1 protein-coding gene is annotated in these 25,618 nt (G+C 73.8%); it reads left to right on the top strand.

What is annotated here, in order from left to right:
* Positions 1-13 precede the first annotated feature (13 nt).
* Positions 14-25,618, top strand: coding sequence for a type I polyketide synthase (locus tag ACH4TL_RS45200; protein ID WP_398425512.1), 25,605 nt, complete (start codon positions 14-16; stop codon positions 25,616-25,618).

The following is a 25,618-nucleotide window of genomic DNA, read 5'->3' as shown; positions in this document are numbered from 1 at the left end:
AGCGGGAGAAAACGTGTCCGATCACGCTCGCACCACCTCGCCTGTCCCACTGTTCTCAGGGGCGGGCCTGCCCCGTCCCTGGGTGCTCTCCGGGCGCGGCGCGGACGCGGTACGCGACCAGGCCCGGGTGCTCCGCACCTGGCTGGACGAGCGTGTGGGGTGGCATCCCGAAGCTGTCGGGCAGGGCCTGCTGCGGGCCGCCGCCGGCGCGCTGCCGTACCGGGCCGTGATCGTCGGCGAGGACCGGGAGGCATTCCTCGCCGGTCTCGACGCCCTCGTCGCGGGCACCGCGGCGCCCCAGGTCACCCAGGGCAGTCACCAGGGCGAGCCGGGCGGCCCGGTGTTCGTCTTCCCCGGGCACGGCTCCCCACAGCCCGGCATGGCACGCGAACTGGCGGGGTGCTCACCGGTCTTCGCCGCCCGGCTGCGGGAGTGCGCCGACGCATTCGCCCCGTACCTGGGCCGGCCGCTGCCGGACACGCTGAACATGCTGGAAACGCCGACGGGGCGGTGCGATGACGCGCCCGCGCCCATGCCCGCCGACGCCGCGGAGTCCGCGGCCCTGTTCTCGGTCATGGTGTCGCTGGCCGCGCTGTGGCGGGCCGCCGGGGTGGAACCCGGCGCGGTGGCCGGAAACGGCCTCGGCGAGATCGCCGCGGCTCATGTCGCGGGCGTGCTGTCGCTCGACGACAGCGCCCGCGTGATCGCAGGATCGGACCGGCCGCGGACACCGGGCGACGGCCGCGCCGACCTGGCGGACATCACACCGCGCGGCGCCCGTGTCCCGTTCTACTCCTCCGCCACCGGCGGCCGGTGGCCCGGCCACGGACCGGACGTCGCCCATTGGACCCGGGGTCCGGGCGAGCCCGGCCGGTTCCAGGACGCCACCGCCGCCGCGCTCGAAGACGGCCACGGCTACTTCCTCGAAGTCGGCCCGCACCCGCTGCTGACCTCCGAACTCGAAACCGCCATCGAACGATCCGGCAGGCCCGCCGTCGCCCGGGCGACCCTGCGGTGCGACGAGAGCGGCCCGGCCCGCTTCCTGCACGCCGTGGCGGAGTACTACGCCGCGGGCGGTACGCCCGACTGGGCCGCCGTCCTCGGGGAGACCGGCACCGATCCGATGGAACTGCTGATGAATCTGCCGAAGCAACCGCCGGCCGAACTTCCGGGGCAGTCGACGGGCGGGTCCGGCAGGGGGCGCGCGAACCGAACAGTGGGGCCGATGACCAGGGATTCGCAAGCCGCCGTGTCCGCCGACACCGGCACACCGCCGGACGACGCGATCGCCGTCGTGGGCCTCTCCTGCCGCCTGCCGAAGGCGGCGGACCCGGAAGCGTTCTGGCAGGCCCTGCGGTCCGGCCTGAGCGCCATCGAGGAGGCGCCGCCCGGCCGGTGGGAAACACACGCCTCGGGCCCCGGGAAGTCCGGCATCCGCTGGGGCGGGTTCCTCGACCAGGTCGACCGGTTCGACCCGGCCTTCTTCGGGATCTCACCCCGCGAAGCCACCACGATGGACCCGCAGCAACGGCTGACCATGGAACTCAGCTGGGAGGCCCTCGAGGACGCGGGCATCGTTCCCGGAACGCTCAGGGGCAGCGACTGCGCCGTCTTCGTGGGCGCCATCGCGGACGACTACGCCACACTGACCCGCCGGCAGGGGACCGACGCCCTCACCCGGCACAGCCTGACCGGCCTCCACCGCAGCATCATCGCCAACCGCGTCTCCTACTTCATGGGCCTGCACGGGCCGAGCCTGACCGTCGACACCGGCCAGTCGTCGTCGCTCGTCGCCGTACACCTGGCCTGCGAGAGCCTGCGCACGGGCACCTCCACCCTGGCCATCGCGGGCGGTGTCAACCTGAACTTGCTCGCCGACGGCACCGCCGCCGTCGAGAAGTTCGGCGGCCTGTCGCCCGACGGCCGGTGTTTCACCTTCGACGCCCGGGCCAACGGCTACGTCCGGGGCGAGGGCGGCGGCCTGGTCGTCCTCAAGCCGCTGAAGAAGGCGCTGGCCGACGGCGACTCCATCCACTGCGTGATCCTCGGCAGCGAGGTCAACAACGACGGCGGTGGTGACGGTCTCACCATGCCGAACCCCCGCGCCCAGCAGGACGTCCTCCGCCTGGCCTACGAGCGGGCCGAAGTGGACCCGGCACAGGTCCAGTACGTGGAACTGCACGGCACCGGCACCAAGGCGGGCGACCCCGTCGAGGCAGCCGCCCTCGGCGCGGTCCTGGGAGCCGCCCGTCCCGCCGACCGCCCGCTCGCCGTGGGCTCGGCCAAGACCAACGTCGGCCACCTCGAAGGCGCCGCCGGGATAGTCGGGCTCATCAAGACGGCGCTCGCCATCCGCCACCGCGAACTACCACCGAGCCTGAACCACGAAACCCCCAGCCCCGCCATCCCCCTCGACACGCTGCGCCTGCGCGTGCAGCGCGAACTGGGCGCTTGGGAGTACCCCGAACGGCCGCTCGTGGCCGGCGTGAGCGCCTTCGGCATGGGCGGCACCAACTGCCATCTGATCCTGGCCGAAGGCCCCGCCGCCCAGGACCGCCCGGCCGCTCTCCTCCCGTCGAAGCCCGAGCCGGGAGAACCCGTCGGGAGCACCGCCGCCACCGGCGAGCCGCGTCCCGCCCTCCCCTGGGTGATCTCCGGCAGGACCGAGACGGCCCTGCGCGCCCAGGCCAGGCGGCTGCGGGCGCATGTCCGGGACCACCCCGACCTGGAACCGTCCGACCTCGGCTTCTCCCTGGCCACCACCCGCGCCGATTTCCCCTGCCGCGCGGCCGTCCTCGCCACCGACCGCGGCGGCTTCCTGCGGGGCCTGGACGCCCTTGCCGACGGTGGCACCGCCCACGGTGTCCTCCGCGGCACAGGGCCGGCCGGTGACCGGGCGGTCTTCGTCTTCCCGGGCCAGGGCTCGCAGTGGGCCGGCATGGCAGTCGAACTGCTCGACTCCTCCCCGGTCTTCGCCGCCCGCATGCGGGAGTGCGCCGACGCGCTCGCCCCCCACGTGCCGTGGTCCCCGGAGGACGTCGTGCGCGAGGTGCCGGGCGCCCCCGGGCTGGACCGCGTCGACGTGGTCCAGCCCGTGCTGTGGGCGGTGATGGTCTCCCTGGCCGCCCTCTGGCGCTCGTACGGGGTCGAGCCCGCGGCCGTGGTCGGCCACTCCCAGGGCGAGATCGCCGCCGCCTGCGTGGCGGGCGCCCTCTCCCTGGAGGACGCCGCCTGCGTGGTGGCCCTGCGCAGTCAGGTGCTCGCGGACCTGGCGGGCCGGGGCGGCATGGTGTCCGTCGCGCTTCCCCCCGACGAGATCACCGGCAGGCTGGAGCCGTGGGGCCCAAGGCTGTCCGTCGCCGTCGTCAACGGTCCCGGCTCCGTGGTCGTCTCCGGCGACCCGGAAGCACTGGACGACCTCGTGCGGACGCTGGCCGCCGACGGCGTCCGGACCCGCAGGATCCCGGTCGACTACGCATCGCACTCCACCCAGATGGAGGAGATCCGTACCAGGCTCCTGGACACGCTGCCCGACATCACACCGACCCCGACGGACATCCCGTTCCACTCGTCGATGGAGGGCGGACCGCTCGACCCCTCGGCACTGGAGGCCGGGTACTGGTACAACAGCCTGCGGCACACCGTCCGCTTCGACCGGGCCGTCGAGGGACTTCTCGGCCAGGGCCACCGGATCTTCATCGAGATGAGCCCGCACCCCGTCCTGGGGACGGGGGTGGGCGAAACCGCGGAAGCGGCCGGTCACGAGGCCGTCTACGTGGGCTCGCTCCGCCGTGACGAGGGCGGCCTCGACCGGTTCGTCACCTCGCTCGCCAAAGCACACGTCCACGGCTCCACCGTCGACTGGGCCGCCGTGTTCGCCACCGCGCTCACCGACCGGCGCCCCCGCCGGGTCCCGCTGCCGACCTACGCCTTCCAGCGCCGCCGCTACTGGCTGCCCGAGCCCGCCACGGCCGACGGCCCGGCCCTCCAGCCACCGACCGCCGCCGACCACGCGGACGCCGTACCCGTCGAGTCCCCCGACGCCGCCGACGCCCTCGAACACGCCGAATCCGACGGACAGTCCTGGGCACACCGGACGGCCGGCCTGTCCCAGGCGAAGCGGCAACGGGCAGCGCTGGAACTGGTCCGAGCCCATGTCGCCGCCGTCGCCGGCTACCCCTCACCGGAAGCGGTCCAGCCCGCCCTCACCTTCAAGGAACTGGGCCTCGAATCGCTCACCTTGGTCGAGCTGCGCAACCAGCTCACCACCGCGACCGGACTACGGCTCGAGACCGCCGTGGCCATCGACCATCCCACCCCCACCGCGCTCGCCGGCCACCTCGCCTCGCTGACCGCCGGATCGGCGCAGGCCCCCACCGCACCGACCGCCGTCACACCCGCCGCCGACGAACCCATCGCCATCGTCGGCATGAGCTGCCGGCTTCCCGGAGACGTGGACTCCCCGGAGGAGCTGTGGCGGTTCGTCACCGCCGGAGGCGACGCGGTCTCCCCGTTCCCGGCCGACCGCGGCTGGGACACCGACAGCCTGTACGACGCCGCTCCGGGCCGTCCGGGCAAGTCCGCCACCCGGCACGGCGGCTTCCTCCACCAAGCCGCCGAGTTCGACGCGGACTTCTTCGGGATCTCCCCGCGTGAAGCCCTCGCCATGGACCCGCAGCAGCGGCTGCTGCTGGAGACCGCCTGGGAAGCCTTCGAAAGCGCCGGGATCGACCCCGCGTCCCAGCGGGGCAGGGCGAACGGTGTCTTCGCCGGGGTCATGCACAACGACTACGGCCCGCGCCTGCACGAGGCGTCGGAAGGCACCGAAGGGCACGCCCTGACCGGCACGTCCAGCAGCGTCGCCTCCGGCCGCCTCGCCTACACCTTCGGCTTCGAAGGACCGGCGGTCACCGTGGACACTGCCTGCTCGTCGTCCCTGGTCGCCCTGCACCTCGCCTGCCAGGCCCTGCGCCAGGGCGAGTGCGACATGGCGCTGGCGGGCGGTGCGACGGTCATGTCGACCCCCGGCATGTTCGTCGAGTTCAGCCAGCAGCGCGGCCTCTCCGCCGACGGCCGCTGCAAGCCCTTCGCCGCGGCCGCCGATGGCACCGGCTGGGCCGAAGGCGCGGGCATGCTGCTCGTAGAACGCCTCTCCGACGCCCGCCGCCACGGCCACCGGGTGCTGGCCGTCGTACGGGGCAGCGCGGTCAACCAGGACGGCGCGTCCAACGGCCTGACCGCCCCCAACGGCCCCTCACAGCAGCGAGTGATCCGCCAGGCCCTCGCCAACGCCGGGCTGAACGCGGCGGAGGTCGACGCCGTCGAAGCCCATGGGACCGGCACCACCCTGGGCGACCCGATCGAAGCCGACGCCGTCATCTCCGCGTACGGAAGCGGGCGGGACGAGGACCGGCCGCTGTGGCTGGGCTCCCTCAAGTCCAACGTCGGGCACACCCAGGCGGCGGCGGGCGTGGCGGGCGTCATCAAGATGGTGCTGGCGATGCGGCACGGCGTGCTGCCGCGCACGCTGCACATCAACGAGGCCACCCCGTACGTGGACTGGTCGGCCGGTACCGTACGGCTGCTGACCGAGCCCGCGGCGTGGCCGGAGGCCGGCCGCCCCCGGCGGGCGGGGGTGTCGTCGTTCGGCATCAGCGGCACCAACGCCCACGCCATCATCGAACAGGCCCCCGAGGCCGAGCAGCCCGCCGGCGGCGCGGAGGAGCGGCCTTGGACGGCACCTGTGGTGCCCTGGGTGCTGTCCGGCCGCAGCGAGCAGGCCGTACGGGCGCAGACCGCACGGCTCGCGGCGCTCCTCGACGGGGAGCCCGGCGCTTCCGCCGCCGACCTCGGCCTGTCGCTGGCGACCACGCGCGCGGCGTTCGAGCACCGCGCGGTGGCGCTGGGCACCGACTACGACGCCCTGCGAGCGGCCGTCTCCGAACGGGCCCACGGCGGCGCCTTCATGGTCACCGGCGTGGTCACGGAGGGCCGTACGGGCTGGATGTTCACCGGACAGGGCAGCCAGCGCACCGGCATGGGACGCGAACTGTACGATGCCTACCCGGCCTTCGCCGAGGCGCTGGACGAGGTGTGCGCACACCTCCAGGCCGGGCTGGACGGCGCCACGGAGTTCCCGGTCCCCGTACGGGATGTGCTGTTCGCGGCAGCGGGCTCCGCCGAGGCGGAACTGCTGGACCGCACCGGCTACGCCCAGACGGCACTGTTCGCCGTCCAGGTCGCGCTCGTGGAACTGTTGCGGTCGTGGGGCACCGCCCCGGATGTGGTGCTGGGCCACTCGGTCGGTGAGTTCGTCGCCGCGTACACCGCGGGTGTCTTCGGAGTGGCTGACGCCGCCCGGCTGGTGGCAGGCCGTGCCCGGCTGATGCAGGCGCTCCCCTCGAATGAGGGCGGTGGTGGGCGACGCGCGGGCGGTGCGATGGCGGCCATCGAGGGATCCGAGGATGAGGTTGCCGAGATCCTCACCGGGCTGGGCGCGCACATCGCGATCGCGGCCGTCAACGGCCCGAGGTCGGTCGTGGTCTCCGGTGACGAGGACGCGGTCGAGCGGGCCATGGCCACCGCGCGCGAACAGGACCGCCGGGTGTCGCGGCTGCGGGTGAGCCATGCGTTCCACTCGCCGTTGATGGAGCCGATGCTGGCGGAGTTCGCCGAGATCGCGGCGAGCATCACCTACCGGCAGCCGGATCTCCCGGCCCTCAGCACGGTCACCGGTGAGCTGGTCGGAGAAGAGGACTGGGCGACCCCCGAGTACTGGGTGCGCCAGGTACGCCGTCCGGTCCGCTTCCACGATGCCCTTGAGAACGCCGCCCGCACCCAGGGCGTCACCCGCCTGCTGGAGGTCGGTCCTGACCCGGTCCTGACCACGCTCGCCCAGTCCGCCCTGGACGTAGCGGCGGTGTCGGCTCTGCGCGAGGGGTGCGACGAGGCCAGGACCGTGCTGACGGCGGTGGCCGAGCTGTTCGTACGCGGAGCCGAGGTCGACTGGGGCGCGTACTTCGCCGGGACCGGTGCGCGGCGGGTGGACCTGCCGACGTACGCCTTCCAGCGGCAGCGGTTCTGGCTGCCGGACCTGGCCGTCGCGAGGCGGGACGTGCCCGGCGCGGTCGACGGTGGCGAGGCCGCCTTCTGGGATCTGGTCGAGCGGGGCGATGCCGATGCGCTGGCCGGGCGGCTCGGCGTCGGGCCGGCCGCGCCGCTGGACGCGGTGCTGCCGATGCTGTCGGACTGGCGCAAGCGGCAGCAGGAGCAGTCCGAGCTGGCGGGCTGGCGGTACCGGATCACATGGAAGCCCGTGCCGCTCCAGGCCGCCGCCCGGCTGTCGGGCACCTGGCTGGTGGCGGTCCCGCGGGAGACCGGCGCCGCATACGACGATGTGGTCGAAGCGTTGCGGGCGTCCGGCGCGGAAGTGATCGTCGTGCCGGTCGCCGACGAAGACACCCGGGAGTCGCTGGCCACCCGGTTCCGCGCCGAGGACGCCGAGCCCACGGGTGTGGTGTCCCTGCTGACGAGCACGGTCACGACGCTGCTTCTGGTGCAGGCGCTGGCCGATTCCGGGACCGGGGCGCGGGTGTGGTGTGTGACCCGCTCCGCGGTGTCGCTCGGTTCGGGTGAGCGGTTGGCGAATCCGGCGGGGGCCCAGCTGTGGGGTCTGGGCCGTACGGTGGCGCTGGAGCAGCCGGACCGGTGGGGCGGGCTGATCGACCTGCCCGAGGACGCCGACGAGCGCAGCCTCACGCGACTGGCGCCCGCGCTCGCCGCGACGGACGGCGAGGACCAGGTCGCGGTGCGGCCGTCGGGCGTGTTCGCGGCCCGGCTGGTGCGCGACACGGCCGCGAGCGATGACACGGATTCCTGGCGGCCGCGCGGCACGGTGCTGGTGACCGGTGGTACGGGCGCACTGGGCGGGCATGTGGCCCGCTGGCTGGCCTCTTCCGGCGCCGAACGCCTGCTGCTGGTGTCCCGTCGGGGCGCTGAGGCGCCCGGGGCGGACGAACTGCGTGGCGAGCTGGCGGACTTGGGCGCCGAGGTCGCCTTCGCGGCCTGTGATGTCGGTGACCGTGCGGCCGTACGGGCCGTGCTGGACGACATTCCGCAGGAGGCGCCGCTGACCGGAATCGTCCATACGGCCGGGGTTCTCGACGACGGCCCGGCCGCCGAGCTGACGCCGGAACGGCTTGCCGGCGTGCTGGCGGCGAAGGCGGACTCCGCGCGCCATCTGCACGAGCTGACGGCCGACCGTCAGCTCGACGCCTTCGTTCTGTTCTCCTCGATAACGGGCGTGCTGGGCAACGCGGGCCAGGCGGCGTACGGTGCCGCCAACGCGTACGTGGATGCCCTGGCGCACCATCGGCGTGGCCTGGGGATGCCGGCCACTTCGGTGGCCTGGGGTCCGTGGAGCGGCGACGGAATGGCCGCCGACGGTCTGGTGGCGGAGCACTTCCGCCGCCTGGGCGTACGCCTACTGGACCCGGACCGGGCCATCGCCGCCCTCCGGAGTGCGCTCGACGACGACCGCGCGGTCCGGGTCGTGGCCGACGTCGACTGGGAACGCTTCGCGGCCTCGGTGACCTTCACCCGCCCCAGCCCGCTGATCGCCGAGCTTCCCGAGGCCGCGGCCCAGGCGCGTACGCGGGCCGCCGACCCGTCCGCTCCGGCGGGCGGTGAACTGGCGCGGCGGCTGCGGGAGCGCCCGGCCGCCGAGCAGGACCGGATGCTGCTGGACGTGGTGCTGTCGCAGGTCGCGGCCGTGCTCGGGCACGCCACCCCGGCCACCATCGACCCGGCGCGGGCGTTCAAGGAGCTCGGCTTCGACTCCCTGACCGCCGTCGCGTTCCGCAACCGGCTCGCCACCGCCACCGCCCTGCACCTGCCCACCACGCTGATCTTCGACCACCCCACGCCCGCCGCGCTCACGGCCTTCCTGCGCGGGCAGGTGCTCGGCGCGACGGCCGACGACGCCGGGCACACCGACGCGGCACTCGCGCCGCTGGGCGCCGATGACGACCCGATCGCGATCGTGGGCATGGGCTGCCGCTTCCCGGGCGGCGCCGCCTCGCCCGAAGAGCTGTGGGACCTGCTGTCCACGGCCGGTGACGGGCTCTCGTCCTTCCCCGTGGACCGAGGCTGGGACGTCGACGGGCTGTTCGACCGCGACCCGGCCCACTCGGGGACGTCGTACGTCCGTGTCGGCGGATTCCTGCATGACGCGGCGGAGTTCGACGCGGAGCTGTTCGGGATCTCGCCGCGTGAGGCCCTTGCCATGGATCCACAGCAGCGGCTGCTGCTGGAGACCTCATGGGAGGCGCTGGAGCGGGCGGGTGTCGACCCGCTGTCGCTGCGCGGCTCGGCCACCGGGGTGTTCGCCGGGACCAACGGCCAGGATTACCAGCACACCGCGCGCGGCCTGGCCACGGACGTCGAGGGATATGTGACCACCGGGTCCGCGGCCAGCGTCCTGTCCGGCCGGGTCTCCTACGCACTGGGCCTGGAAGGCCCCGCTGTCACCGTGGACACCGCCTGCTCGTCGGCGCTGGTGGCCCTGCACCTGGCCGCCCAGGCGCTGCGCGCGGGCGAGTGCCGGATGGCCCTGGCCGCCGGCACCACCGTCATGGCGACACCGGACCTCTTCGTGGACTTCTCCCGGCAGCGCGCGCTGGCGGCGGACGGCCGTTGCAAGGCGTTCGCGGAGGGCGCGGACGGCACCGGCTGGTCCGAGGGTGCCGGGGTGCTGGTGCTGGAACGGCTGTCGGACGCCCAGCGCCTCGGGCATCCGGTGCTGGCGGTCATACGCGGGAGCGCGGTCAACCAGGACGGTGCGTCGAACGGCCTGACGGCGCCGAACGGCCCGTCGCAGCAGCGGGTGATCCGCCAGGCCCTCGCCGCGGCCAGGCTGTCGCCCGCCGAGGTGGACGCGGTGGAGGCGCACGGCACCGGCACGAGCCTTGGCGACCCGATCGAGGCGCAGGCCCTGCTGGCCACGTACGGTCAGGGCCGCGACGGCGGAGAGCCGTTGTGGCTGGGCTCGGTGAAGTCGAACATCGGCCACACCCAGGCCGCCGCAGGCGCCGCCGGACTGATCAAGATGGTCCTGGCGCTACGGGAGCAGCGACTGCCGAAGACGCTGTACGCGGACGAACCCTCGTCCCGCGTGGACTGGGAATCGGGCGCGGTACGGCTGCTGACCGAGGCCCGGGAATGGCCGTCGGGCGACCGTCCGCGCCGGGCCGGAATCTCCTCGTTCGGGATCAGCGGCACCAACGCCCACATCATCCTTGAAGAGGCCCCCCAGGCACCCCAGGCCGCACCGGCCGCCGTCGAGGAGCCGTCGGCCGAGCTGCCGATCGTGCCCTGGGTGCTGTCGGGCCGCACCGCGCAGGCGGTGCGGGCCCAGGCCGGCCGCCTCGCGGCCTTCCTCGGCGCCAGGGACGGCTCCCCGCTCGACATCGGCTTCTCGCTGGGCACCACCCGCGCCACGCTGGAACACCGCGCCGTGGTCCTGGGCGGCGACCTCGACGCCCTGCTCTCGGGCGTCACCGCGCTCGCCGAAGGCGATGACGCGGTCACCTCCGGCGTCGCCGGCGAGGGCCGTACGGGCTGGATGTTCACCGGACAGGGCAGCCAGCGCGTGGGCATGGGCCGCGAGCTGTACGGCCAATTCCCGGTGTTCGCAGGGGCCCTCGACGAGGTCTGCGCCCAGCTGGACGCCGCACTGTGCGGCGAGCCGGGCTTCGAGGTGCCGGTGCGGGACGTGCTCTTCGCGCCGGAGGGTTCGTACGAGGCCGGACTGCTGGACAGCACGGGCTACGCGCAGACCGGGCTGTTCGCGGTCCAGACGGCGCTGGTCGAGCTGCTGCGCTCGTGGGGCATGAGCCCGGATGTCGTGTTCGGCCACTCGGTCGGTGAGTTCGTCGCCGCGTACACCGCGGGTGTCTTCGCACTGGCCGATGCGGCCCGGCTGGTCGCGGGCCGCGCGCGGCTGATGCAGGCGCTGCCTTCGAATGCGGGGGGATCGCGGAGCGATTCCGTCGAAGGGGGTGGTGGGCGACGGGTGGGCGCCATGGCCGCCATCGAAGCCACCGAGTCCGAGGCCGTCGAGGTCCTGGGCACACTTCTGGACGACGAGCGGCTGGCGATCGCGGCGGTCAACGGCCCGGACGCCGTGGTGATCTCCGGGGACGAGGCCGTGGTCGAGCAGGCCATGGCGGTCGCGCGGGAGCGGGACCGCCGGGTGTCGCGGCTGCGGGTGAGCCATGCCTTCCACTCGCCGCTGATGGAGCCGATGCTGGCGGAGTTCGCCGAGATCGCGGCCACCATCGACTATCGGCAGCCGACGCTTCCCGCGATCAGCACGGTCACCGGAGACCTGGTCGGCGGGGAGGACTGGGCCACCCCGGAGTACTGGGTGAGCCAGGTGCGCCGCCCGGTGCGCTTCCACGACGCCGTCGTGACCGCGACCGCGGAACATGCCGCGACCCGCCTGCTGGAGCTCGGCCCCGACCCGGTGCTCAGCGCGCTCGCGCAGTCCGCCGCGGGCAGCACGGTGGCCGTATCGGCGCTGCGCAAGGGACGAGCCGAAGCCGAGACCGTGTTCGCGGCCGTGGCCGAGGTGTTCGTACGCGGCGCGAGGACCGACTGGGCCGCGGTGTTCGCCGGGACCGGTGCGCGGCGGGTGGAGCTGCCGACGTACGCCTTCCAACGCCGTCGGTTCTGGTTGCGGGACCAGGCGACCGACCAGCCGGGACGCGCCGTTGGCGGCGGCGTCGACGAGACCGGGGCCGAGTTCTGGAATCTGGTCGAGCGGGGCGATGCCGATGCGCTGGCCGGGCGGCTCGGCGTCGAATCGGCCGCGCCGCTGGACGCGGTGCTGCCGATGCTGTCGGACTGGCGCAAGCGGCAGCAGGAGCAGTCCGAGCTGGCGGGCTGGCGATACCGGATCACATGGAAGCCGGTGACCCTCCCGAACACCGGTCGGCTGTCGGGCACGTGGCTGGTGGCCGTGCCGGAGCCGGACGAGGCGCGGGCCGAGCCGTGCGTGCGGGCACTGCGGGCGGGCGGCGCGGAGGTGACCGTCCTGCCGGTCGCCGCCACGGACACCGCCGACGCGCTGGCCGACCGCCTTCGTACCGCCGCCGACGGCTCTCCGGTGGGGATCGTGTCCCTCCTCGCCGAGGACTCCGACGAACTGTCCACCGTCACCGCGACGACGCTGACGCTGGTTCACGCGCTCGGGGACACCGACCTCCCGGTGTGGTGCGTGACCCGCTCGGCGGTCTCGGTCGGGTCGGGCGAGCAACTGGCGAACCCGGCGCAGGCTCAGCTGTGGGGCTTCGGCCGTACGGTGGCGCTGGAGCAGCCGCGGCGCTGGGGCGGCCTGGTGGACGTGCCGGAGAACGCCGACGAGAAGTCGTGGACCCGCCTGGTGTCCGTGCTCGCGGCCGCCTACGGCGACGGCGAGGACCAGGTCGCGGTACGGCCCTCGGGCGTGTTCGCGGCCCGCGTGGTCCGCGACCGGGCGGGGACCCCGGACGGCGAGGGCTGGCGGCCGCGCGGCACCGTGCTCATCACCGGCGGTACCGGCGCCCTGGGCGGGCATGTCGGTCGCTGGCTGGCTTCGCGCGGTGCGGAGCATCTGGTGCTGGTCTCCCGCCGGGGCGCTCAGGCCCCGGGCGCGAAGGAGTTGTGCGAAGAGCTGACCGCACTCGGTGCGCGGGTCACCGTCACCGACTGCGACATCACCGACCGCCAGGCTCTCGCCGCCGTGCTCGACGGTGTTCCCGAAGACGCGCCGCTGACCGGCGTCGTGCACACCGCGGGTGTGCTGGACGACGGGCTGGCCGCGGATCTGACGCCGGAACGGCTGGCCGGGGTGCTGGCCGCGAAGGCGGGTGCGGCGCGGCATCTGCACGAGCTGACCGCGGGGCTGGAACTGGACGCCTTCGTGCTGTTCTCCTCCATCGCGGGAGCGCTCGGCAACGCGGGCCAGTCGGCCTACGCCGCGGGCAACACCTACCTCGACGCGCTCGCGCAGCACCGGCGCGGCCTGGGGCTGCCCGCCACCTCGGTGGCCTGGGGCCCCTGGGGCGAGTCCGGGATGGTGACGGACGGGGGCGTCGAGGAGTACCTGCGGCAGCGCGGCCTCAAGGCGCTCCAGCCGCAGCGCGCGATGACGGCCCTGCAACAGGTCATGGCCGAAGGCCGCGTGTGCGCGATGCTGGCCGATGTGGACTGGCAGCGCTTCGCGCCCTCGTTCACCTCCGCCCGGCCCAGCGCCCTGATCGGCGATCTCCCGGAGGCCGCCGCCGCGCGCGCGGCCGACAGCTCGGCTCACGCCGCTCCGGCCGACGGCGAACTGGCGCGCCGGCTGAGCGGGCTGTCCGCACAGGAACAGGGCCGCGTCCTGCTGGACCTGGTGCGGTCCCAGGTCGCGGCGGTGCTGGGGCACGCCTCACCCACCGCGATCGCCCCGGGGCGCCCGTTCAAGGACCTCGGTTTCGACTCGCTGACGGCGGTGGACCTGCGCAACCGCCTGGGCAGTGCGACCGCGCTCTCGCTACCGACCACGCTGATCTTCGACTACCCCACGCCCGCCGTCCTCACGGACTTCCTGCGCGGGCAGTTGCTGGGCGGGTCGGTGGACCAGGACGGCACGCCGGAGACGATGGCCTCGGCCGCCGACGAGCCGATCGCGATCGTGGGCATGGGCTGCCGCTTCCCGGGCGGGGTCGCCTCGCCGGAAGCGCTGTGGGACCTGGTGACCTCGGGCGGCGAGCGGATGTCCCCGTTCCCCGGCGATCGCGGCTGGGACGTGCCGGGGCTGCTCGACGCCACCAGCGCGGCGATGGGCACCGCGTACGCCGGGGTCGGCGGATTCGTGCCGGACGTGGCCGACTTCGACGCGGAGCTGTTCGGGATCTCGCCGCGTGAGGCCCTGGCCATGGATCCGCAGCAGCGACTGCTGCTGGAGACCGCGTGGGAGGCGCTGGAGCGGGCGGGCATCGGTCCGCTGTCGCTGCGCGGGTCGTCGACCGGTGTCTTCGCGGGGATCTCGGCCAACGGGTACGGCGGCTTCGCCCACGAGGACGGCGGCGAATCCGCCGGCTACCTGCAGACCGGCAGCACTCCGAGCGTGGCCTCGGGCCGCCTGTCGTACGTGCTCGGCCTGGAGGGCCCGGCGGTGTCGGTCGACACCGCGTGCTCGTCCTCCCTGGTCTCGCTGCACCTGGCCTGCCAGGCGCTGCGGGCGGGGGAGTGCCGGATGGCGCTGGCCGGTGGCGTCACGGTGATGGCCACCCCCGCCACGTTCATCGAGTTCTCCCGGCAGCGTGGGCTCGCGCCCGACGGCCGCTGCAAGCCCTTCGCCGAGGCGGCGGACGGCACCGGCTGGTCCGAGGGTGCCGGGGTGCTGGTGCTGGAACGGCTGTCGGACGCCCAGCGCCTGGGCCATCCGGTGCTGGCGGTGGTGCGTGGGAGCGCGGTCAATCAGGACGGTGCGTCGAATGGTCTGACGGCGCCGAACGGTCCGTCGCAGCAGCGGGTGATCCGTCAGGCGCTGTCCTCGGCGCGGCTCTCGGCGTCCGACGTGGACGTGGTGGAGGCGCACGGCACGGGGACGCGGCTCGGCGACCCGATCGAAGCCCAGGCCCTGCTCGCCACGTACGGTCAGGGACGCGATGGCGGTGAGCCGTTGTGGCTGGGCTCGGTGAAGTCGAACATCGGCCACACCCAGGCCGCCGCCGGCGCCGCCGGAATCATCAAGGTGGTCATGGCGCTGGCCGCCGAGCGGCTGCCCCGGACGCTGCATGTGGACCGGCCGTCGTCCCACGTCGATTGGGCGTCCGGCTCGGTCGAGCTGCTGACCGAGGCGAGGGAGTGGCCCCGGGCCGAACGCACGCGCCGCGCGGCGGTGTCGTCGTTCGGGATCAGTGGCACCAACGCCCACGTCATCATCGAAGAAGCCCCCGAGGCCCCGGCGCCGGCCCCGGCCGCCGCCGAGGAGTCGCCGCCGGTGGACCTGCCGGCGGTGCCGTGGGTGCTGTCCGGCCGGACGCCGGAGGCCCTGCGCGGCCAGGCCGGCCGGCTGGCGGCCTTCCTGGACGAGCGGGCCCCCGGGCAGGACCTGTCCCCGGTCGACGTGGGTTTCTCCCTCGCGACGACCCGCACAGCGCTCGACCATCGCGCCGTCGTGCTCGGCTCCGACCGGGACGGACTGTGCGAGAACATCGTCGCGTTGGCCGACGGTGCTTCGGTGGTGTCCGGTGCGGTGTCGGAGGGGCGTACGGGCTGGATGTTCACGGGGCAGGGCAGTCAGCGGCTCGGTATGGGGCGTGAGCTGTATGGCGTGTTCCCGGTGTTCGCGAGGGCGTTGGATGAGGTGTGCGGTTTTCTGGACGCGGAGCTTGCGGGCAGGCCGGGGTTTGAGGTTTCGGTGCGGGAGGTGTTGTTCGCGGCGGAGGGTTCGGCTGAGGCGGCTCTGCTGGATCGGACCGGGTATGCGCAGCCGTCGTTGTTCGCGGTGCAGGCGGCGTTGGTGGAGTTGCTGCGGTCGTGGGGTGTGGTGCCGGATGTGGTGTTGGGCCACTCGGTGGGTGAGTTCGTCGCCGCGTACACGGCTGGTGTTTTCGAATTGGCGGATGCCGCGCGGTTGGTGGCGGGTCGTGCGCGGTTGATGCAGGGGCTGCCTGCGGGTGGTGCGATGGCGGCGATCGAGGGTGAGGAGGCCGAGGTCTCCGAGATTCTGCGGGGACTGCCGGACTCGCAGCGGGTGTCGGTTGCGGCGGTGAACGGGCCGACGTCGGTGGTGGTTTCCGGTGGCGAGGACGTGGTCGAGCGGGCCATGGCCATTGCGCGGGAGCAGGGCCGTCGGGTGTCGCGGCTGCGGGTGAGTCATGCGTTCCACTCGCCGTTGATGGAGCCGGTGCTGGCGGAGTTCGCCGAGATCGCGGCCACTGTCGATTACCGGCAGCCGACGCTTCCCGCGATCAGCACGGTCACCGGAAACCTGGTCGGTGGGGAGGACTGGGCCACTCCGGAGTACTGGGTGAACCAGGTGCGCCGCCCGGTGCGCTTTTACGATGCGCTGCTGACCGCTGTCGACGAGCAGGGTGCGACCCGGCTACTGGAGATCGGTCCCGACCCCGTGCTCAGTGCGCTGGCCCAGTCCGCGGCCGATCCGGTGGCCGTGTCCGCCCTGCGCGGGGGCCGGGACGAGGCCGAGACCGTTCTGACCGCCGTCGCGGAGCTGTTCGTACGCGGCGCGGACGTCGACTGGCCCGGTGTGTTCGCGGGGACCGGTGCCCGGCGGGTCGAGCTGCCGACCTACGCGTTCCAGCGCCAGCGGTACTGGCTGGACAACCCGCGCCCGGCGATCGACACCAACGGGCTGGGGCTCGGCGCGGCCGGGCACCCCATGCTGGGCGCCACCGTACGGCTGGCGGACTCGGACACCGCGGTCCTGCAATCGCGGCTGTCCGTGGCGACTCACCCCTGGCTCGCGGACCATGTGGTCGGCAGCTCCGTCGTGGTGCCGGGCACCGCCTACGTCGAACTCGCCGTGCAGGCGGGCGACCAGGCCGGTTGCGACCGGGTCGAGGAGCTGACCCTGCGGTCCCCGATGCTGGTGCCGCGTGACGGCGCGGTCCAGGTGCAGATCGCCATCGAGCCCGCGGAAGGCGAAGGCCCGCGGACCGTGCGGATCCACTCCCGCACCGAGGGCGCTCCGGCCGACCGGCCGTGGACCCTCAACGCCACCGGCACCCTGACCGCCGATCAGACCGCCGCCGACTGGGATCTGCGGGCCTGGCCGCCCGCTGGCGCGGAGCCGGTGCCGGTCGACGGGCTCTACGAGCTGCTGGCGGGGACGGGGATGGCCTACGGCCCGGTGTTCCGGGGGCTGCGGGAGGTCTGGCGGCTGGGCGACGACCTGTTCGTGGCGGCCGCCCTGCCCGAGGAGGCCATGGCGGACGCGACCGGCTTCGGACTGCACCCCGCGCTGCTGGACTCCGTCCTGCACGCCCTCGGCATCGACTATCCGGCGCCGGTACCGGACGAACCCGACGGCCCTCGCAAGGCGTTGCTGCCGTTCCTGTGGTCCGGCGTGTCGCTGTCGGCCGTCGGCGCTCCCGAGGTGCGGGCACAGCTGTCCGTCCGCGCACCGGGTGAGGTCGGACTGCGTGTCGCCGACGCGTCCGGTGAGCCCGTCGCCGAGGTCGACGCCCTCGTACTGCGGCCCGTTTCGGCCACCGAGCTGGCCGCCGCGGCTCCGGCCGTCGACAGCCTGTTCCGGCTCGACTGGATCCCCGCCCCCGCCCCCGCAGCCGACCCCGGCGAGCCGGAGGACTGGACCGTCCTGGGCGACGCGCGGCCATGGCAGGACGCCGGAATCCCGGTGACCGGCCGCGCGGGCCTCGCCGAGCTCGTCACCGCCCTGGACGGCGGCGCCGACGTTCCCGGCACTGTCCTGCTGCCGGTCACGCGGGCCACCGGTGCCGGTGCCGAGGTGACCGAGGCCGTGAGCGGCGTGCTCCGCGTCGTACGGGAGTGGCTGGCCGAGCCGCGTCTGGCCAAGTCCCGCCTCGCCGTGCTCACCTCGGGCGCGGTCGTCGAGGCCGACGATCTCGCCGGCGCCGGGGCGTGGGGCCTGGTGCGCTCGGCGATCACCGAGAACCCGGGCCGGTTCGTCCTGGCGGACACCGACGGCGAGCAGGCTTCGTACGAGGCGCTGGCCGCGAGCCTGACCGATCTCGCCGAGGCGGGCGAGAGCCAGCTCGCGGTGCGGGGCGGCCAGGTGCTGCTGCCGCGCGTCGCCCGGACGACCGGGCCCGCGGACGCCTCGCCCGCCTGGCGGGCGCGGGGCACGGTCCTCGTGACCGGTGGCACCGGCGGCCTCGGCGCGCTGGTGGCGCGCCATCTCGTCACCACGCACGGAGTACGGAACCTCCTGCTGCTGTCCCGCCGCGGACCTGACGCCCCCGGCGCGCGGGAACTCCGGCAGGAGCTGACGGACCTGGGCGCCCGGGTCACGATCGCCGCGTGCGACGTAGCCGATCGCGAGGCGCTGGCCCGAGCACTGGCCGCGGTTCCCGAGGACGCGCCGCTCAGCGGCGTGGTGCACACCGCCGGTCTGCTGGACGACGGAGTGATCAACGACCTGACCCCGCAGCGGCTGGCGCGCGTCCTGGCGGCGAAGTCCGAATCGGCCCTGCACCTGCACGAACTGACCCGTGACCGCGAGCTGGACGCTTTCGTCCTCTTCTCCTCGATCTCGGGGATCGTCGGTTCGTCCGGCCAGGCGGCCTACGCGGCGGGCAACGCCGTGCTCGACGCGCTCGCGACGTCCCGGCGGGCCCAGGGCCTGCCGGGCGTGTCGCTGGCGTGGGGCATGTGGGAACACGCCGACGGCATGGGCGGCCGCCTCGGCCACGCCGACGTGGCCCGCATGCGCAGGCAGGGCTTCCCCGCCCTCGCCACCGACGACGCGCTCGCACTGCTGGACCTCGCGTCACGGTCCGGCGAGGCCCTCGCACTGCCCGTCACACTCGACATCACCGCTCTCGCCGCCCGCCGGGACAGCCTGCCCAGCGTGCTGTTCGGGCTCGTCCCGGCCGCCCGGCGGCGGCGCGTCGCCGGACAGGCCGCCGACGACGACCAGAACGCGCTGGCACGAAGGCTGCGCGGCCTGTCCGCCGCTGAACAGGACCGAGAGCTGCTTGCGCTGGTGCAGTCGCAGGTCGCAGCGGTGCTGGGGCACTCATCGGCCACCTCGGTCGACCCGGCCAGGGCGTTCAAGGACCTCGGCTTCGACTCGCTGACCGCGGTGGACCTGCGTAACCACCTCAACACCGCGAGCGGGCTGCGGCTGCCCGCGACCCTGGTGTTCGACCACCCCAGCCCCGCCGCGCTCGCCGCGTACCTCCGCGAGCAGCTGCTGGGCGCGGAAGCGGAGCGGGAACAGGAGAAGACCCCGGCGGCCGCCGTACGGAGCCGGGGCGCGGCCGACGAGCCCATCGCGATCGTCGGCATCGGCTGCCGCTACCCGGGCGGAGTGACCTCACCCGAGTCGCTGTGGGAGCTCGTGACCTCCGGCGGGGACGGCATCACCCCCTTCCCGGTCAACCGCGACTGGGACATCGAGCGGCTCTACGACCTCGACCCGGACCATGCCGGTACCTCGTACGTCCGCGAAGGCGGGTTCCTGCACGACGCCGCCGACTTCGACGCCGAGCTGTTCGGCATCGCGCCGCGCGAGGCCCTGGCCATGGACCCGCAGCAGCGGCTGCTGCTGGAGACCTCCTGGGAGGCGCTGGAGCGCGCCGGAATCGACCCGCACTCGCTGCGCGGCACGGCCACCGGCGTCTTCGCGGGGCTGATGTACCACGACTACGCGTCGCGGGTGCACGCCGTACCGGACGAGGTCGAGGGCTTCCTCGGCAACGGCAACGCGGGCAGCGTCTTCTCCGGCCGCATCTCCTACGTCTTCGGCTTCGAAGGCCCCGCGGTCACCGTGGACACCGCCTGCTCGTCGTCCCTCGTCTCGCTCCACCTGGCCTGCCAGGCGCTGCGGGCGGGGGAGTGCGACACTGCCCTGGCCGGTGGCGTCACGGTGATGGCCACGCCCGCCACGTTCGTCGAATTCTCCCGGCAGCGCGGCCTGGCCGCCGACGGCCGGTGCAAGTCCTTCGCCGAGGCGGCGGACGGCACCGGCTGGGCCGAGGGCGCCGGTGTGCTCGTGCTCGAGCGGCTGTCGGAGGCCCGGCGGCGCGGGCACAACGTGCTGGCGGTGGTGCGTGGGAGCGCGGTCAATCAGGACGGTGCGTCGAATGGTCTGACGGCGCCGAACGGTCCGTCGCAGCAGCGGGTGATCCGTCAGGCGCTGTCCTCGGCGCGGCTCTCGGCGTCCGACGTGGACGTGGTGGAGGCGCACGGCACGGGGACGCGGCTCGGCGACCCGATCGAAGCCCAGGCCCTGCTCGCCACGTACGGTCAGGGCCGCACCGAGGACGAGCCGCTGTGGCTGGGGTCGATCAAGTCGAACATCGGGCACACCCAGGCCGCGGCGGGCGCGGCAGGTGTGATCAAGATGGTGATGGCGCTGCGCGCCGGGCAGTTGCCGCGGACGCTGCACGTGGACGAGCCCTCGTCGCATGTGGACTGGGAAGCCGGAGCGGTCAGGCTGCTGACCGAGGCTCGTGGCTGGCCGCGGGGGGAGCGTCCGCGCCGGGCGGGGGTGTCGTCGTTCGGGATCAGTGGGACCAACGCGCACGTGATCATCGAAGAGGCTCCGGTCGCCCCGGCCGTAGCCGGGGAACGGCCGTCGGCTGACCTGCCGGTGGTGCCATGGGTGCTGTCGGGCCGGAGCGCGCGGGCGGTGGAGGCACAGGCCGGGCGTCTGGCGGAGTTCCTCGACGAGCGGGCCTCCTCCGCTGTCGACGTGGGCCTTTCACTGGTGACGACGCGCGCCGCGCTGGAGCACCGCGCGGTGGTGCTGGGCGCCGACGATGCCCTTCGCGCGGGTCTGGCCGGCCTGGACGGCCCTTCGGTCGTGTCCGGTGCGGTGTCGGAGGGGCGTACGGGCTGGATGTTCACGGGGCAGGGCAGTCAGCGGCTCGGTATGGGGCGTGAGCTGTATGGCGTGTTCCCGGTGTTCGCGAGGGCGTTGGATGAGGTCTGCGGCTATCTGGACGCGGAGCTTGCGGGTGTGCCGGGGTTTGAGGTCCCGGTTCGGGAGGTGTTGTTCGCGGCGGAGGGTTCGGCTGAGGCGGCTCTGCTGGATCGGACCGGGTATGCGCAGCCGTCGTTGTTCGCGGTGCAGACCGCGCTGGTGGAGTTGCTGCGGTCGTGGGGTGTGGTGCCGGATGTGGTGTTGGGCCACTCGGTGGGTGAGTTCGTCGCCGCGTACACGGCTGGTGTTTTCGAATTGGCGGATGCCGCGCGGTTGGTGGCGGGTCGTGCGCGGTTGATGCAGGGGCTGCCTGCGGGTGGTGCGATGGCGGCGATCGAGGGTGAGGAGGCCGAGGTCTCCGAGATTCTGCGGGGACTGCCGGACTCGCAGCGGGTGTCGGTTGCGGCGGTGAACGGGCCGACGTCGGTGGTGGTTTCCGGTGGCGAGGACGTGGTCGAGCGGGCCATGGTCATTGCGCGGGAGCAGGGGCGCCGGGTGTCGCGGCTGCGGGTGAGTCATGCGTTCCACTCGCCGTTGATGGAGCCGATGCTGGCGGAGTTCGCGGAGGTCGCGGCCACCATCGACTATCGGCAGCCGACGCTTCCCGCGATCAGCACGGTCACCGGAGACCTGGTCGGCGGGGAGGACTGGGCCACTCCGGAGTATTGGGTGCGTCAGGTGCGCCGCCCGGTGCGCTTCCACGACGCCGTCGTGACCGCGACCGGCGAGCAGGGGGCGACCTGGCTCCTGGAGGTCGGTCCCGACCCCGTCCTGAGCACGCTGGCCCAGTCCGTGGCCGAGTCGGCAGTGGCCGTGTCGACCCTGCGTGCGGGCCGGACCGAGGCCGAGGCTGTGCTGACGGCCGTCGCGGAACTGTATGTACGGGGCGCGGATGTCGACTGGCCCGGTGTGTTCGCGGGGACCGGTGCCCGGCGGGTCGAACTGCCGACCTACGCGTTCCAGCGTCAGCGGTACTGGCTGGAGGCATCGGCTCCGGCCACCGACGCCGACGGCCTCGGCCTCGGCGTGACCGAACATCCGCTGCTGGGCGCGGCCGTGACCGTGGCGGGCTCGGAAACCGTCCTGCTGACGTCCCGCCTCTCGGTGCGGTCCCACCCCTGGCTCGCCGATCACGCGGTCGCGGAATCGATCGTGGTCCCCGGCACCGCGCTCGTCGAACTCGCACTCCAGGCGGGCGACCAGCTCGGCCACGGCCGACTGGACGAACTGACCCTGCGGGCCCCGCTCGTGCTGCCGAAGGACGGCGCGGTGCAGATGCAGCTCAGCGTGGAGCCGCCCGAGTCCTCCGACGGGAACCCGGACGGAAACGCGGACGAGCAGCGGCGCACCCTGAAGCTGTACGCACGCCCCCAGGACTCCGCGACCGGGCAACCGTGGACCCTGCACGCCACCGGCACCCTCGCCGCCGAGCGGCCCGCCGCCGACTGGGACCTGACCGCGTGGCCGCCCCCGGGCGCCGAGCCTGTGCCCACCGACGGGCTGTACGAGCGACTGGCGTCGGCCGGGCTGGCCTACGGACCGGCCTTCCAAGGACTGCGAGAGGTCTGGGAACACGGCGAGGACCTCTTCGTCGAGGCGGCCCTGCCCGAGCCGCTGGCCGGCGACGCTTCGGCGTACGGACTGCACCCGGCGCTGCTCGACACCGTCCTGCACGCCCTGGGACTGCGGGAGCAGGCGGCGGACGGCGCGTCGCTGCCGTTCCTGTGGTCGGGCGTGTCGCTGTCCGCCGTCGGCGCCGCCGCCGTACGCGTACGCCTGACCGTGCGCGGGACGGGCGAGGTGGGGCTGCGGGTGGCCGACACGGCGGGGGAACCGGTGGCCGAGATCGAGTCGCTGGTGCTGCGCCCGATGTCGCCCGCCGACCTGGCCGGGGCGGACTCGCCGGTCTCGGACAGCCTGTTCCGGCTGGACTGGGTCCCCGCGCCCGCCACCCCGAACGGGCCCTCCCCGGCTGGCCGCTGGGCGATCCTGACCGGATCCGACGACTCGCGGAACGGCCCGCCCGACGTGGGCGTCGGCGCCTCCCGGTATGCCGACCTCGCCGCGCTGAGCGCGGCCTTGGACGCCGGCGCCGAGGTGCCCGAGACCGTACTGCTCCCGCTTCACCACACCGCCGTCGACACCGAGGTGAGCACCGACGCCAGGGTGACCGAGACCGTCACCGGGGTGCTGGGCATCGTGCGGGACTGGCTGGCCGAGGACCGGCTGGCCGGGTCCCGGCTGGCGGTGCTGACCCAGGACGCCGTCGAGGTCTCCGCCGAAGACGGTGAGGAGCCCGCCAGGACCTCGCTCACGGGCGAAGGCGTGGTCGACGTGGCCGGTGCCGGAGTGTGGGGCCTCGTCCGTACGGCGATCAGCGAGAACCCGGACCGATTCCTCCTCGCCGACACCGATGGCCGCCAGGAGTCCTACCAGGCGCTGGCCGCGCATCTGCCCGGCCTCGCCGAGGCGGGCGATGCGCAACTGGCCGTACGCCGCGGCCAGGTGTGGCTGCCCAGGGCCGTCCGGATGGCCTCGGGCGGTGTGCTCGTGCCCCCCACGACCCCGGAGTCCGACCTGGGCGCCGGACTCGGGTGGCGGCTGGACATCGTCGCCCAGGGGCGCCTGGACGGTGTCGCGCTGGTGCGCGAGGACATGCGGCCCCTGCTGCCCGGTCAGGTGCGGGTGGGCGTACGCGCCGCAGGCATCAACTTCCGCGATGTGCTCAACGTGCTGGGCATGTACCCGGGCGACGCGGGCCGCATGGGCCTCGAAGGCGCCGGCGTCATCCTGGAGGTCGGACCCGGCGTGACGAACTGGGCCGTCGGCGACCGCGTCATGGGCATGCTGGACGGCGGCTTCGGCCCCGCCGCGGTCGCCGACGCGCGCATGCTGGCACGGATTCCGCGCGGCTGGTCCTACGCGCAGGCGGCATCGGTGCCGATCGTGTACCTCACCGCGTACTACGCCCTGATGGACCTCGCCGGGCTGCGGGCGGGCGAGTCGATCCTCATCCACGCCGCCGCCGGCGGCGTGGGCATGGCCGCCGTGCAGCTCGCGCACCACCTACAGGCCGAGGTCTTCGCGACCGCGAGCCAGGGCAAGTGGCCCACGGTCCGCGAACTCGGTGTCGGCGCCGACCACATCGCCTCGTCCCGCACCACCGAGTTCGAGCAGACCTTCTCCCGGGCCACGAACGGTGCCGGGGTGAACGTCGTGCTGGACTGCCTGGCCGGGGAGTTCGTCGACGCGTCCCTGCGCCTGACGCGTCCCGGCGGACGATTCGTGGAGATGGGCAAGACGGACATCCGCGACGCGGACGAGGTCAGGGCCGGCTACCCGGGTGTGTCGTACCAGGCGTTCGACGTGATCGAAGCGGGTCCTGACCGGATCGGCGAGATGCTGACCGCGCTGCTGGAGCTGTTCGAAAAGGGTGCGCTGCGGCCGATCCCGATCACCACCTGGGATATCTCACGGGCCCCGGAGGCCCTGCGGTTCCTCGGCCAGGCGAAGCACGTCGGCAAGGTCGTGCTGACCATCCCGGCGCCGTGGCACGAGAGCGGCACCGTCCTGGTGACCGGCGGCACCGGCGGTCTCGGCGCGGTGCTGGCACGCCACCTCGTCACCCAGCACGGAGTCCGGGACCTGCTGCTGCTCTCGCGCCGTGGCGCCGACGCCCCCGGCGCGCGGGACCTCGAAAGGGAACTGACCGCTCTCGGCGCGCGGGTCACCATCACCGCCTGCGACGTCGGCGACCGGGAGGCATTGGCCCGGGCGATCGAGACCATCCCCGAGCGGGCGCCGCTCACCGGGGTGATCCACACGGCCGGAGTGCTCGACGACGGGGTGATCACCGGCCTGACCCCGGAGCGGCTGGCCCGGGTCCTGGCCGCCAAGGCCGACTCCGCGCTGCACCTGCACGAACTGACCGCCAAGTCCGACCTGAGCGCCTTCGTGCTGTACTCCTCGATCTCCGGAGTGATCGGCTCCGCGGGACAGGCGGCCTACGCGGCGGGCAACGCGGTTCTGGACGCGCTGGCGGCATCCCGCCGTGCCCAGGGTCTGCCGGGCGTGTCCCTGGCCTGGGGCATGTGGGAGAACACCGACGGCATGGGCGGCCGGCTGGCCGAGGCGGACCTGGACCGCATGCGCCGCCAGGGATTCCCGCCGCTGTCCACCGACGACGCGCTGGCGCTGCTGGACACCGCGCTGCAGGTCAACGAGCCGGTGGCCCTGCCCGTCACCCTGCGGACCATGGCGCTGGCCGCGCGGCGGGACAGTCTGCCCAGCGTGCTGCACGGCTTGGTGCCGGCCGCACGGCAGCGCCGCACCGCGGGCCAGGCGGCCGCGGGCGGGGGCGAGGGGCTGATCCGGCGGCTCCGGGGGCTGCCCGCGCCCGAGCAGGACCGGCTGCTGCTGGAAGTCGTACAGGCCCAGGTGGCCTCGGTGCTGGGACACTCCTCGGCGACCGCGGTCGACCCTGCCCGGGCGTTCCGGGACCTCGGCTTCGACTCGCTGACCGCGGTGGACCTGCGTAACCGGCTCAACTCGGCCACCGCGCTGCAACTGCCCGCGACGCTGATTTTCGACCACCCGACGCCAGAAGCGCTCGTCCTGGCGTTGCGGGAGAGGCTGCTCGCCGACGCTGCTCCGGCTCAAGGCACCGCGCACGGTGCCGAGCCGGGCGACGGCGGGGTGGACCCGCAGGTGAAGGAGTTTCTGGCGGCGATCCCGATCGCCCGGCTGCGGGAGTCCGGCGTGCTGGACATGCTGCGCCGGCTCGCCGAAGCCGCCGGAACCGCCGAATCCGCCACGGCCAACGGGGCAGGCGGGACCGCAGCGGAACCGGCCGCCGAGCGGAGCGAAGCCGAATCCCTCGACTCGATGGGCGCCGACAGCCTCGTACAGCTGGCGCTGAAGCGTGTGAGGCCGATGTAG

The sequence above is a fragment of the Streptomyces sp. NPDC021115 genome, assembly GCF_044333065.1.
Classification (GTDB): Bacteria; Actinomycetota; Actinomycetes; order Streptomycetales; family Streptomycetaceae; genus Streptomyces.
This window is presented reverse-complemented; position numbering and strand designations above follow the sequence as displayed.